This window comes from Barnesiella viscericola DSM 18177 (assembly GCF_000512915.1).
GTDB classification, from domain to species: domain Bacteria; phylum Bacteroidota; class Bacteroidia; order Bacteroidales; family Barnesiellaceae; genus Barnesiella; species Barnesiella viscericola.
In genome coordinates this window covers 217,356-230,761 of record NZ_CP007034.1, presented here as the reverse complement: position 1 = coordinate 230,761, position 13,406 = coordinate 217,356, and the positions used below count along the sequence as shown (strand labels likewise).

The following is a 13,406-nucleotide window of genomic DNA, read 5'->3' as shown; positions in this document are numbered from 1 at the left end:
GTTTTTTTAAGTCATGTCGATCCAAGCCCTTTCCATCGGACTCTACCCACCTTCCCTACCCGATTGTAAAAAGTGATTCTGTACTCTATTTTTTACAGGCATTGTTTGGCAAGCGAAAGTTTTTTACTACTTTTACGTATCCAAAAAAAGAACCTAATAACAGAACATCATGATCTATAAATTCAGAATTGTTTCGGACGAAGTTGACAATTTCAGACGGGAAATCTGCATAGACTCCGATGCCACCTTTCTCGATTTGCACGATGCCATACTCGACTCGGTGGGCTTTACCAAAGACCAAATGACCTCGTTTTTCATTTGTGACGACGATTGGGAGAAAAAGACAGAGATTACTCTCGTGGATATGGGTAAGGATTCCGACGAAGACACGTGGATCATGTCATCGACCCGCCTGAGCGAGCTCATCGAAGACGAGGGGCAACGGCTGGTTTTCGTGTTTGACTACATGACCGACCGCATGTTCTTCATGGAATTGAAGGAGATTGAGACAGGGAAAGACTTGGACGCTCCTATTTGCACTCGCAAAGAAGGGAATCCGCCTCAACAGACCATGGATTTCGAAGAGTTGGAGAAGAAGAACGCAGCCAACAGCTCATCGGACCTCGACGAAGATTTCTATGGCGATGAAACCTACGACCCCTCGGAACTTGACGAAGAGGGATTTGCCGACCTTAATATGATGGACGACGATTATACCCTGTAATTTTTTTACGAAATAGATTTTGGCAAGGCCACTCCCATGAAGGAGTGGCTTTGTTTGTTTATTCTAGAATCGATTGACCGAACTGCCGACATACCGCCCGATGAATGAATCTTATCCGACAATGGTCGCCGTAATGCGTCGTGAGCCTCCGTCGTTGCGGAACTCACACAGATAGATACCCTGCCAGGTACCCAGGTTGGGACGCCCGCCCTTGATGGGAATGGTCAGTGAAGCACCCAGAAGCGATGCCTTGATGTGGGCCGACATGTCGTCGTCACCTTCGTAGACATGACGGAAATACGGTGCTCCGTCGGGAACAATCCGGTCGAAAAACGAGGCAAAATCGTTGCGGACATCGGGGTCGGCATTCTCATTGATGGTTAAGGCCGCCGAGGTGTGTTTGATAAAGAGGTGTAATAAACCGACCTCGGGTAATTGAGGAAGACGGTTGAAAATTTCGGCGGTTACCAAATGGTATCCCCGCTCGTGATGGGGTAATTGTATCTCTATGGTTCGAATCATGACTTTAATCTTTATCTGTTACAAAGATAACAAGAGAGATACATATCGACAAGACAAGGGCTGACTCAAAAAACCGTCGGTATCGGAAGGGCTAAAAGACTATCAGAATAGCAGAAAAATCTTTACGTGAAGGCAAAAAGAGAGGGGAAAGAGGAGCGTCGGAGTTAATGATTTCCGCGATGAAACAATCGATACCGTATCCAACAGTAAACCCGAGTTAACCAAAAGGTCTTGTCGGTCTTGAAATGCACGGTTACATCTACACGGTCACGATTGAAAAACAGAATGTATGATGATGAAACCAACGCTATATGATAGGCAAAAAACTCAATACCATAAATGTTGCGTAGTAAAATTCTGCGGAATGGGTTGTCGTCACTCATTTGTCCGAAGGTAATAGAATCGTTGTCGAGCTCTATACTGTATAAATCGCCGCATAGAGATACGAACTCATCAAGCCCCAAACAGGATACATCTTCGGGGGGACTTGAATATTTCTTATACAATGCTGCTATTACCGGTTTAGAAATCATAGCACTACTAAAATAAAGACACAAGCACTTTAAATCCTTGGATAAATATAAGCAGGAACAGGGCATACGCCCTAATTATCATTAGAATTTTTTTTCAAATTAACACATAGACACATTAAAAGACATATTTTATACCTCAAAACCGCTAAAAAATATAAAAAGCCTCCTTTTATATTGACTCGGGGCAAATCTCTCTTTTCAAGCCTCCATCTCAATAGATGTCTTAGGCCAACCGGGAATATGCAGTCCCCTATCGGAATCTGTTCGACTCCTTTCCTGGTCTTATGAGAATCGCTCTTTAAACAATTGAAAATCATAGCTCCCGGGAGCTTGATAGAGTCTCAGTCCAAACTCTTTTATTATCCCCAGCGTGTGGTCCATCAAATCGGCTGCAACCCCTTCGTAAGCCTTCCAGGTCTTTTCGGTCGAGAAGAGATAGAGCTCTACCGGTAGGCCTTTTTCGGCCATCGGCAAGTAACGAACCATGTAAAGCATGTCAGGGTTTGATTTTCCCATTTGTCGGATATAGTTTTCGAGATAGACTCGAAACAACAGGCTGTTGGTAACCCGCAACTCCTCGACCTGAAACAGGTTATCGGCAGCGCGAGCCGCTGAAATTGCCTGCAACCGCTGGGAAACAAACTCGCCAATCAGATGGTTATGCTCAAAGCCTCGAAGCCGCTCCTTGTCCAGAAATTCGATACTGTTGACGTCGAGCAAAATCTGCCGCATGATGCGTCGCCCCCCACCCTCAAACATACTGCGCCAGTTGGTAAACGAGCCCGACACCAGTGCATAAGGAGGGATAGTCGTAATGGTATTGTCGAAATTCAATACCTTCACCGTATTGAGCGTAACGTCTTGCACGATACCGTTGGCGTTATGAGCCGGAGCCGTAATCCAGTCGCCTTTGTGCAACATGTTGTTGGCCGACAGTTGTATACCGGCCACGAACCCCAGTATCGTATCTTTGAAAATCAACATCAACACGGCTGCCGAAGCACCCAACCCGGCAAACAGACGTGCCGGCGATTCATCGATAATCGTACCTATGATGCTGATAAAACCGATGGAGAAGAGTATCACCTGCAAGGTCTGTATTCCTCCTTTTACCGGGTAATAGCGCAACTCTTCCTTCTCACTTAAAATATCGTGAATGGCATTCAGCATACCGTTCAGGAAACGAAGAATCAAGGCTATGATATAGACTTTGCAGATGCGTTCTATCAACACGGACCAACTGTTATCCACATCAAAGGCCGAGGGTAAAAAGGCATAGAGGATAAAGGCCGGAGCCAGGGCTGCCAGTCGAGCCACGACCTGTTTGTCGTACAGATGGTCGTCCCATTCAAACCGGGTGCGACGAATAACCGGAAGCAGCAACTTGTTTATCAATAGTTTGCATACCAAGTCACAAACGATTGCTACCAGTATAATCAACACGACATACACAATCGTATGCCATACCTCCGTCCCCGGGAAGAACAGGCCGGCAATTTGATGAAACGAATTTTCTATTGACTTCAACATCTTCAATACTTGTTATTCGATGGCCGACAGTTCTTCTTTTGTCAACTCTCTTTTCTTGCCAAACGAGAAGCGATAGCCCACCGTATAGGTAAACCCAAAAGGTGAACTCTTGGGCCCTAATCCGGGGATAAACCAAGGCTCGGAAGCTGCGTTCTTCTTATATCCGAATACCATGCGATACCGGGCTGTCCACCCCATGTAAAAATTTTTATAGACCTGCACACGCAGTCCACCCAACAATTCACCCCAGTGGGCCCACGAATGCTGATTTTTCATTTGCAACGTTTCTGACTCGTCCCAATACGACGACTCCATGGCGATGTTGTCGATGTCGTAGGAGAATATCGAGAATCCATATCGCAAGCCTATGTAGAAGAAACTCATCGCATCTTTATTATAGCCGAAATTGTAATTCATGCCCACCCGATTGTATAGCGAAGGGTGTGTGCGATAGGTAAAGTTCAATCCCTCGGGCGTATTGTCGGCATAACCGACACCCACCTCCCAAACGGGGAAAAAGCGGTTGTGCAAGTCAAGTTCGGCCGCGATTTCGTAATTGCCGTATGTCTGACCAAATATCTTGGTAACCCCGTCGAGTATATTCACATTCAAGGTAAGCCCGTTCAGAAGCGGATACAGGTAACCTTTGATTTTAGGTTTTTCGGGTTGCTGCATCTCTGTACTGTCGGTCTGTATGACTACCGTATCGGGATTGACCGTGGGATCGACCGGCGTAATCCGTCGTTGAGCCATCGACGAGAGGGTTATCAACAGAAACAATATGAAAAGTTTACTCCTCATCGGGCACAGCGGTTTGAACGGTATAAAAAAGGCGAATATTCTCTACGTCATGATTCGTAATCTCGGGAACAATGACCGAAACCGAATCGAGCACATGACGGGTGTATCGACAGGTATCGATGTTGAAATTATACATGGCTCCACAATCGATCGAGGCAAAATAGGGATAGGCCTGATAAACGAAAGTAAGCGTATCGTTGTATCGAACCGAGGAGAGGGAGTGTTGCAAATACTGAATGACATATTGCGTGGTATCCTGAGTAAAGCGCAACGGCAGATAGACCTGGGTGACAGCGACAGCCGAATCGAGTAATATCGAATCGGTGGGCTGCCCAATACCGTATATTGAAATCGAATCGACCGACAGGGCCAGATCCTGCGCTCCATAAGCGTAGAATTGTGCCCGGGGTATGCTGTTGCGATTCTCTACACAGCCATCACTGCCGCAACCGCCCAACAAGAGCGTTATGGCACACAGGGCCATTATGCCTGCCACACGCACTTGCCTCAGAACCGCTCCCATTTCACGACATCGTTAAGAGGTTTGCGCTTCCGCTCAGTCTCAGCAGGGTCGGCCGGATAGCCCACCGGCATAAGAACGACCGGCTCCCACGACGGGGGCAGATTCAATACCTCGCGGCAGCGTGGCACATCGAAATTACATACCCAGCAGGCTCCCAGTCCCTGTTCGACGGCAGCCAGAGCCAAGTGCTCGGTAGCGATGGCTACGTCGACATCGCAGAAGTCCTTACCGTCGGCAGCCCGTTTCCACGAAGTCTCGTGGTTTCCACAGACGACAATGCAGGCTGGAGCCGATGCAAACCATTCCCGCGGGTAGCACTCGTGGAGAGCCTTCAACTGTTCGGGGTCCCGCACTACGACAAAACACCACGGCTGGAAATTGACTGCCGACGGGGCCAGACGGGCTACTTCGAGCATGTATTCGAGTTTATCCCGCTCTACCTGGGCAGAAGTAAAAGCACGGACCGATTTGCGGGCCTTGACCAACACCAGCAAATCGGGATATTTAACATGGTTCATCGCATTCATATCTGTCAACCTTTCTTTAATTTAATTTCATTTCAACTCAGACTCGATTTGGTAGTTGTTGCGTTCACTCGAATTGCGCGAGATAAGTTCGCCTACAAAGCCTGCCAGGAACAACTGCGTACCCAAAATCATGGCCGTGAGAGCCAAATAGAAATAGGGCGAATCGGTTACCAACCGATAGGGCAATCCGTTGTAAAGGCAATAGAGCTTGTTGGCTCCAACCACAATCACGGCGATAAAGCCCAGTACAAACATCAGGCTGCCCAGCAGACCGAAAAAGTGCATGGGCTTTACCCCGAAACGGGAAAAGAACCACAGCGTAATCAAGTCGAGATAACCGTTTACAAAACGGTCCAACCCGAATTTGGTCTTGCCATATTTACGAGCCTGATGGTGAACAGCCTTCTCCCCTATCTTGTTATAGCCGGCATTCTTGGCCAGATAGGGAATGTAGCGGTGCATGTCGCCATAAACCTCGATATTTTTCACGACCTCTTTTTTATAGGCTTTCAATCCGCAGTTGAAATCGTGCAGATTCTTGATGCCCGACACCTTGCGGGCCGTGGCATTGAAGAGCTTGGTGGGTATTGTTTTGGAAAGCGGGTCGTAACGTTTCTTCTTCCAACCCGATACCAGATCATACCCATCGACCGTAATCATGCGGTAGAGTGCAGGTATCTCGTCGGGACTATCCTGCAAATCGGCATCCATCGTAATCACCACATCACCTTCGGCACGCAGAAACCCGGTGTACAAGGCCGGCGACTTGCCATAGTTGCGGCGGAACTTCACCCCCTTGATGCAAGGATTCTTCGCACGCAACGACTCGATGACTTGCCACGAGTTGTCGGTACTCCCGTCGTTAATAAACCATATCTCGTAGGAGAAGTTGTTGGTGGCCATTACCCGCTCGATCCACGCCGCCAACTCGGGCAGCGATTCGGCCTCGTTATACAAAGGTACGATTACCGAAATATCCATATCTCTATTGTTTTGTAAAATTTGACTTAGCACGCAGTTTCACAAGCCAGGCTATCGCAGCCGACAGTAACGACCCGAAAAACAGATTGACCCACATACGTTCCACCACGACCGACATCGGCGAAGGTACATTCCCCTTGTCGAGGCCCGCCTTCATGGCTTCGAGCAGCGAAGGATCGTTGGCCATCACATTCCACGCCTCCATCAACTCGACGGCCGATTGAAACTGCAACTTGATGTATTCGGGATTGATATATACATAGTAGATATACTGGGCCAGGCTACTGATGAGCGAAGTGAAGAAAAAGAGTAGTATGCCCATCATCCATAACTGGGAGAAATAGCATTTCAACCCGTTCAACACATCATACTTGCGCATCACGAAATAGACGAAAACCGGGATACACAACAGCATGCACAAAGAGACGGCGTTACAGAAAAAGGAGTCCATACTCCATACCTCAAAGATAAACTTTACCACAAAGTAGAGACCCATATATACCCCCCACTCCATGGCAAACTGCACAATACTCTTTGTTTCTACGTTTTTCTCCATCAGAAATTCTATTTGCTATTGAGCCTAATATGGTACAAAGGTACCATTTTTGCGGTAATATTCGTTGCGACAAAGCCAAAAATCATTCTATGGCTTTCAAAATAAGCCAAGATGACCGGCCCTTGAATCATAAAGAAATTCTAAAACCGGGAAAAGACTTGACAAATCGGGGCTTTCTCATTACCTTTGCCACCCCTTTACACAGACAGTATGAACAAGCGATATACAATGATTATCACCGCACTATGCGGTATGTGGTTCTCCCTGTTGGCCGACATGCCACGTGATTACTATCCCAACACACTCGAAGGGACAAGTGGAGCCGAGTTAAAGACAGGCCTGCACAACCTGCTCAAAGATCACAGGCGTATCGCCTACGGTTCGAGCAACTACGACGGAGCCTGCACCTGGACGGTATTCAGGGAGAGTGACAGACGTTCCAACGACCAGGTGTGGGACATGTACTCCAACTACTCATACAGTTTCCCGCAATATGGAGCTGCCAAGGGTATGAATATCGAGCACAGCGTGCCCAAAAGCTGGTGGGGCGATGCCGCCGATTATGACGGGACGACTCCCCTTACACGTTTTCAATACGACGGGTCGTATGATTTGCATCATCTTACACCAGCCGACGCAAATGCCAATCAGGCCAAAAGCAACTATCCGCTGGGCGAAGTGGTAACCCCTTCGTTTGACAACGGGGTGAGCAAAGTGGGTACCGGCTATGCCAACGGTAAGGCGACCAACCTTTTTGAACCGGCCGACGAATACAAAGGTGATTTCGCCCGCATGTATCTCTATTTTGTCACCTGCTACCAGGACTACTCCTGGAAATCATCGGCAACCACCATGTTTGCCCAGAACACCTACCCCACGCTTAACGCCTACGGACTCTCCCTGCTGCTGAAATGGCACCGGCAAGACCCCGTGAGCGAGAAGGAGATTAACCGCAACAATGCGGTTTACAGCTTCCAGGGGAACCGCAACCCCTATATCGACTACCCCAATATGGTCGAATACATCTGGGGCGACTCGATTGATTACGGATTCTATTTTTCGGGAGGAGGACAATCTATTCCCGCTATCTCGTGCAATGATGATCACATCGACTTTGGATCCACCGGCGAAGGCACCTCGAAAAGCAGACTGCTCTATCTCAAAGGGCGCAACCTCACAGATCCTGTTAACATACAAATTCTGAACGACAATTCAGGCGAATTTACAGTATCGCCCTCTACCCTCTCGGCCGATGTACTCAACAGAACAGGAATTAATCTGGTCGTTATTTTCTCGCCAGAGGCAACAACTGGCGAGCGACATGTAACGCTACGGTTTTCGGGCGACAATCTTGAATCGTCGACCGACATTCCCTTGTCGGCCACGGTACTTCCATCGCAGATTACCTATCTCGAAATATTGGATTTGAAACCCTCCTACAAAAAAAGCGACAGCCCCGTGTTACTGCGCTTGAACAGCGACGTAGCTGTGAAATGGACGGTCGACGGGGTGACAGCCACCCACTTCACACCGGCCAATCTCTCGCCGGGCATGCACACCGTCAAGTTTACGACCTCGGTCGGGAGCGGAAAGATGCGTGTACAAATTGTCGAATAACCGTTTTAATACGTCATGATTATGAATGCAACAAAATATCTTCGTTATATTGTAACCCCGTTGATTGCACTCCTGCTGCTTTGCGGTTGCCGGGAAGAGCAAGAAGAGACCCAGATTACCGAGTTTACCCTACGGGTCGACGAATCGGTATCCATCAAACTCCCCCAGTCAAATGCTTATACCTTGACAGCCGATAACCCCATCATCGATTACGTTCAATCGGGCAGCCGGCTCGACGTGACTGCCATCAAGGAGGGCAAGACAACTCTCACCGTCATGCTCGACTCGGGCGAAAGCCGCAGTTATACCTTCACGGTTACAGCCAACGCTTCGCAAATAGGCTTCACTATCATCTCCACCCCCCGAGTAGAGTCGTGGGTAGGGTCGAGTTTGAAGACCGAACAGACCGCCGGATTGCAAGTGAGTTGTGAACCCGGGGTAGACATCACCGGTGCATCGGCCGACTCGTCGACTCGCACCTATACCTTTATCTATACCGAGACGGGGAAACTGCTGCGCTTCTCGGCTCAGGGTGATTTTACCCAAAAGGGCTCGTTGAACAATGGAGTTATCGCAACCCGTGAAAACAGAAACGAGCCTATCCAATACGAAACCTGCACCGCTGTGACAATCGAAAAAGTGAACTCAGAGGGTAAAATCTGGTTCACCCTGCAATTTGCCGACCGCAGCGACATTCGCATCGTTACCGAGGTTTTCTAATCGTTTTTCTCGAAAGTAATTGATACAGGAATCCCCCATGAGTATTTTCTCATGGGGGATTCCTGTATGTAAAAATCTTACTTATATGGGATATTCCACGTTGCAAAACAACTGATGTGACATCAGTCGATTCGTACTTTCCCTATCATCTTGCGAATCTTTCCCTCACCGATTATCGGAGCGTGAGCATCTTCGGGGAAGAAGACAGCCAACTGGCCGGGCACCAGATGAAGCCACGAGGTGGGACGGTCGGCATAAAAAGCGCAGTCGCGTTGCGGATCATAAGGCTTCACTTCGTCGGTAAGATCGTCGAGAGCCTTCCACCCCATGGTCTCACGGCCCTCCAAGAGAATCTGCACGTCGATATATTTGCGGTGTACCTCTAAAACCTGCTTCTCGGCCGGGAGGCATTCGGGATTGTCGTTGCTGATGAAAAGGGCGTCGCCATCGATTTCAATGCGTCCGCAAGGCATGTGCAAGATGTCGTGACTCCTTACATAGTCGAACAACTCTTTGAAGCGCGGGTGAAGCGACTCGATGCGGGCGGTATGCTGCAAGTTGGTAACAATCATAATTGGTGTTCCGTTTAGATTGGGCTTTAAAGTTCCCGACACTCAACAGAAGATGAGCACCGAAAAACTCTCGGTCAAATGTAAGCATAAATGAATCGAGCGGCAATAGCTACGCCGCTCAATTTTATTTTCCCGGTAGGAAACAGAGCCAAAATCGAGTCAATCGCGCTTGTACGAAGGGTTCCGTTTCAGCCAGACTGCCGCATATTCGCACGAAGCCCGGGGCGACAGGTTCTGCGACAAGGCATAGTCGTAGGTAGCTTTCACCAGAGCGGCGGCAATTCCCCGACCGCCTATCTCCGGGGGAACGATGGTGTGCTCGATATCGAGACACCCATTGTTTATCACATAAGAGACGTAAGCTCTCGTACCGTTGACCTCCGTTTGAAAAAGGCATCTGGCCGCATCGTGTGTAATTTCCATAACAAACCGTTTTTAGTTATACAAATATATATAACCGTTGAGATAGGTTGCAAACAGAAGCCACAAAAAATAGGGAACGAATAGCCAGGCGGCCGCTTTATCCCGCCGGTAGGCGCTTGTTATGTAAACAAAAACCAGCACATCAAGTACCAACACATCGACCAATCCCAATAACGGGTATCGGAAGGTAAAAAAGAAGAGACTCCACAGGAAATTGAGTACCAGTTGAATGCCCCAAATCCAAAAGAGCATGCGGTCGCGGCTGTGATGAATCAGGCGTCCCAACGAGATACCCATGCAGATGTAAATCACGCTCCATGCAATGGGGAATGCGATGCCGGGAGGTGTGAGGATAGACTTGTCGAGCAACGGATACCACTCGATCATCGACCGGGCTTGAAACAGACTGCCTGCAAAACCCACTCCCAGACAAAGGAGAATGGGCAGAAGATAATAAACGATACCTTTCATCTTGTCAAGTTCTTTAAGGGTTCTCCCCTTCTTAACAATCCGGCAGGCATAAAGTTTTGCAATCGTTACGACGGGAATACTTCGATACTCGCCCGATAACGGCTATGTGTCCACACCGGGGTAAGTGCGAAATAGCCCTTCACCAATTTCCCTTGACGAATAACTGCCGGATTCTCGTGCTGACGCTCGAGATGGTCGCGATAAAGTTCGCCGGCTCGGGGGGAATAGTCTACCCGATAGACCCCTTCGCACCCCTCGGCCACAAAACGGTCGGCGATGCGACGGGCTACCATACCCATATTCATGCGAAGGTTTACCTCGACAAAGGGGTGCAGACGAACAGTCCCGTCGGAGGCTCGATAGAGCATCATGTCGACGCCGAAACATCCCCGATAACAAGGAGCTATGCGGGAAGTAAAGAAGTCGATGAGCGATATTTTCACCTTCTCCATAAACTCGTCTCCTACAACTGCGCACAACTCCCGCTTCAAAGAGTCGTCGGGGGCCAGCCGATTGCTCTTGTAAGCCCCATGTCCGTCGGTAAGGAACGATGAATATCCTGCAAATGTCACTCTTTGGCCATCGCTGTGAAACTCCATGGCCCAGTCGCTCACCTTGTCGTAAAACGGTTCGCCCATGAGAGCTCCCTGTTTTTGCAACACCCCGTTGCTCCATTGGGCCAGCGAACGGTCATAGCCGTAGAGATTCCAATAAAGCCCCCGACCACTACCCGACCAGGGAGCTTTGAGCACCCGGCGTTCGGGCTGTTCGGTAAAGACTCTAACCTCGTCGGGCGTGTGCAGTTCGACCGGCAACTCGGGAAAGGGATAGTCGATATGCTCGGAGAGATATTGCCCCACCTCGGTGGCCAACCGTCGGTGAGAAAGCTCCCGAATCCGGTCACACTGAGCGGGAGTCGGTAGCAGGCTGGCATCTACACCCGCCTGGCTCAATCGCCTGGACAGATCGTGATTCCACCCCCACACGTTTACCTGATCAACCCGACACTCGGCCAGTTGTGGCCAGGTCACGGTCGAGACCGATACCCCCAAAGGTTCCAGCGACCGGCGAAAATCGTCGGGGACCGCGTCGGGCGGAGCGATAACAGTCGGTGTGCCTTCATCGGCATACCACAGCGGGAGTAGCGATAACTCGCGACCAATAAGTTGGGCGGCCGGAGGCGGAGTATAGTTCACGCCGCCAAAGGCTATGGCCAAATCATTCTCAGGATTAAACAGATAGAGGTTCACGCATCTCGTCTTTTTGTAAAGACAAAGATAATAAAAAGAGAGGGTCAGTTCCAAGGTTTTTCCCTGGTGAGAAGGATTTAACAGGAACAACTCTACAAAATGTCATAATCCCGATTAGAGCCATATCATATTTTCACAAAAGAACCAAACCCAAATAATATTTCTACTTTTTTCAATAAAAATATTTTCAAATTGTAAATTTTATATATCTTTGTAGAGACGACAGACCATCATACCCCAAAAAGGTAAAAAACACAATTGGTATTTATAGTAGTCAGAAACATGCAACCGAAGCTGTGAACCCCAATATTCTCGCCGCTGAAGCAACATTCTCCCTCCGAAATATACAAGGTCACGCAACATGCGGAAGATGATATAAAAACAATACAGACAATCTGTATTGACTTGACGAGTATATTCATCATATTATAGAATAGTTATGAAAAAACTTACATCTGTATTCCTTTTACTGGGTTGCTTGTTGCCAACCCGGGCACAGAATGTTCCACCGTGTACATTTGAAATTGTAGATGCCGAAACATTTTCCACTCAATGGACTGTTATCGACAACAACCAAGCAGTGAGCCCAAACACTTGGGTTTACAGCGAAGACGGCGCTTGGTATGAACAGGAATCAAGTGATGCCGACGACTGGATCATTGCCCCTGCCGTCACGCTCGATGCCGGTAAAACCTACAACGTATCGGCCTATGTGAAACATGAATCTTCCTTTTTTTATGATTGCCAAAAAATCGAATTGAAGATAGGTCGCGAAGCTACCGTCGACGGATTGACAACCCGATTGTTTTCGGACGAATCTTTCAAAAGCCAATTCTTCGTTGAAAAATCGGGCACCTTCTCACCCGACGAAAGTGGAACCTACTACATCGGTCTTCACTGTTACAGTGACTCTTTTAATGGTGACCTCTATCTGCAAAAGATAGTTGTCGAAGAGGCTCCTATCTATCCGGCTCAGGTTTCAGACCTGACGGTCGAGGCCGGAGAAGCCGGAGAGCTGTCGGCTCATCTGTCGTGGACCTGGCCATCGACCGACCAGTATGGGAACCCGCTTACCCTCTTGTCGGGAGCGAAAATATACCGCGACGGCGACCTGATAACGACTATCGAAGAAGCCACCATAGGTCAAGCTACCGAATGGACCGACCAAACTATCGAGCGAGCCGGAAGTTATGACTACGAGGTTGTGGCCTACAACAGTTTTGGCGATGCCCAAGGTAATGCCATTTCGGTTTCCTCGCCGTGGATAGGGTACGATACCCCCGAAGCGGTAACCCAACTGACCGCCACCGCCGAAAACGAGACAGTAACGCTCTCGTTCACTCCGCCCACTGCCGGGAAAAATGGAGGATATATCGATCCGGCGGCTCTCACATACCAGATAAGCCGCACACCGGGTGGCGTATTGACCGAAGATTTTTCTGGGCCCTTGCCCTATGTGGACGTAGTACCCGAACTGGGCAGTTATACCTATACGGTCACAGCGACCTTCGATGGGAAATCGAGCGCCCCGGTCACCTCGAACCGAGTCGTTGCCGGAGGCATGAAAGAGTTGCCATACAGCGAGAGTTTCGATACCGAGTCGGCTCTCGACCTGTTTACCATCATCGACGGGAATAACGATAGTAAGAGTTGACG

15 protein-coding genes are annotated in these 13,406 nt (G+C 48.8%); 4 read left to right on the top strand and 11 right to left on the bottom strand.

Going from position 1 to position 13,406, the window contains the following annotated elements; genetic code table 11:
* Positions 1-169 precede the first annotated feature (169 nt).
* Positions 170-724 carry an IS1096 element passenger TnpR family protein gene (locus tag BARVI_RS00940; protein ID WP_025277415.1) on the top strand — a complete coding sequence of 185 codons (555 nt, stop codon included), beginning with the start codon at positions 170-172 and terminating at the stop codon, positions 722-724.
* A gap of 111 nt (positions 725-835) precedes the next feature.
* On the opposite strand, the gene BARVI_RS00935 is transcribed toward BARVI_RS00940, so the two are convergent.
* From BARVI_RS00935 to BARVI_RS00905, 7 genes are all read right to left on the bottom strand, one after another.
* On the bottom strand, positions 836-1,246 hold the full coding sequence (locus tag BARVI_RS00935; RefSeq protein WP_025277414.1) for a secondary thiamine-phosphate synthase enzyme YjbQ: 411 nt from the start codon (positions 1,244-1,246) through the stop codon (positions 836-838).
* 815 nt (positions 1,247-2,061) lie between these two features.
* Positions 2,062-3,309, bottom strand: coding sequence for a mechanosensitive ion channel family protein (locus BARVI_RS00930; RefSeq protein WP_025277413.1), 1,248 nt, complete (start codon positions 3,307-3,309; stop codon positions 2,062-2,064).
* A gap of 12 nt (positions 3,310-3,321) precedes the next feature.
* Complete coding sequence (locus tag BARVI_RS00925; protein ID WP_038534214.1) at positions 3,322-4,110, bottom strand: DUF6048 family protein; 789 nt, start codon at positions 4,108-4,110, stop codon at positions 3,322-3,324.
* The gene (locus BARVI_RS00920) at positions 4,100-4,633 is read right to left on the bottom strand and encodes a DUF6452 family protein (RefSeq protein ID WP_025277411.1); all 534 of its coding nucleotides are present in this window, start codon (positions 4,631-4,633) and stop codon (positions 4,100-4,102) included. The genes BARVI_RS00925 and BARVI_RS00920 overlap by 11 nt, the downstream gene beginning before the upstream one ends.
* On the bottom strand, positions 4,618-5,160 hold the full coding sequence (locus tag BARVI_RS00915) for a nitroreductase family protein (RefSeq protein ID WP_025277410.1): 543 nt from the start codon (positions 5,158-5,160) through the stop codon (positions 4,618-4,620). Before BARVI_RS00915 ends, BARVI_RS00920 begins: the two co-directional genes overlap by 16 nt.
* 27 nt (positions 5,161-5,187) lie before the next feature.
* Positions 5,188-6,141 (bottom strand): glycosyltransferase family 2 protein, encoded by a 954-nt coding sequence (locus BARVI_RS00910; protein ID WP_025277409.1) that lies wholly within the window; start codon positions 6,139-6,141, stop codon positions 5,188-5,190.
* A gap of 4 nt (positions 6,142-6,145) precedes the next feature.
* Positions 6,146-6,697 (bottom strand): DUF4199 domain-containing protein, encoded by a 552-nt coding sequence (locus BARVI_RS00905; RefSeq protein ID WP_025277408.1) that lies wholly within the window; start codon positions 6,695-6,697, stop codon positions 6,146-6,148.
* Positions 6,698-6,925: 228 nt separating this feature from the next.
* Between BARVI_RS00905 and BARVI_RS12820 the strand changes: the two genes are divergently transcribed.
* Together BARVI_RS12820 and BARVI_RS00895 are read left to right on the top strand one after the other, a co-directional pair.
* Positions 6,926-8,314, top strand: coding sequence for an endonuclease I family protein (locus BARVI_RS12820; RefSeq protein WP_198015973.1), 1,389 nt, complete (start codon positions 6,926-6,928; stop codon positions 8,312-8,314).
* Positions 8,315-8,335: 21 nt separating this feature from the next.
* The gene (locus tag BARVI_RS00895) at positions 8,336-9,034 is read left to right on the top strand and encodes an Ig-like domain-containing protein (RefSeq protein WP_157232435.1); all 699 of its coding nucleotides are present in this window, start codon (positions 8,336-8,338) and stop codon (positions 9,032-9,034) included.
* 122 nt (positions 9,035-9,156) lie between these two features.
* Here the strand turns inward: BARVI_RS00895 and BARVI_RS00890 are convergent, their stop codons facing one another.
* From BARVI_RS00890 to BARVI_RS00875, 4 genes are all read right to left on the bottom strand, one after another.
* Positions 9,157-9,606, bottom strand: a complete 450-nt coding sequence (locus BARVI_RS00890) for a YhcH/YjgK/YiaL family protein (RefSeq protein ID WP_025277405.1) — start codon at positions 9,604-9,606, stop codon at positions 9,157-9,159.
* A 159-nt stretch (positions 9,607-9,765) separates the two neighbouring features.
* On the bottom strand, positions 9,766-10,029 hold the full coding sequence (locus tag BARVI_RS00885) for a GNAT family N-acetyltransferase (protein WP_025277404.1): 264 nt from the start codon (positions 10,027-10,029) through the stop codon (positions 9,766-9,768).
* Between the two features lie 12 nt (positions 10,030-10,041).
* Positions 10,042-10,500: a TspO/MBR family protein gene (locus BARVI_RS00880; RefSeq protein ID WP_025277403.1), complete on the bottom strand. Its 459-nt coding sequence runs from the start codon at positions 10,498-10,500 to the stop codon at positions 10,042-10,044.
* 65 nt (positions 10,501-10,565) lie between these two features.
* Positions 10,566-11,750, bottom strand: a complete 1,185-nt coding sequence (locus BARVI_RS00875) for a hypothetical protein (RefSeq protein ID WP_025277402.1) — start codon at positions 11,748-11,750, stop codon at positions 10,566-10,568.
* A gap of 580 nt (positions 11,751-12,330) precedes the next feature.
* Between BARVI_RS00875 and BARVI_RS00870 the strand changes: the two genes are divergently transcribed.
* Positions 12,331-13,404 (top strand): fibronectin type III domain-containing protein, encoded by a 1,074-nt coding sequence (locus tag BARVI_RS00870; RefSeq protein WP_157232433.1) that lies wholly within the window; start codon positions 12,331-12,333, stop codon positions 13,402-13,404.
* Positions 13,405-13,406 lie beyond the last annotated feature (2 nt).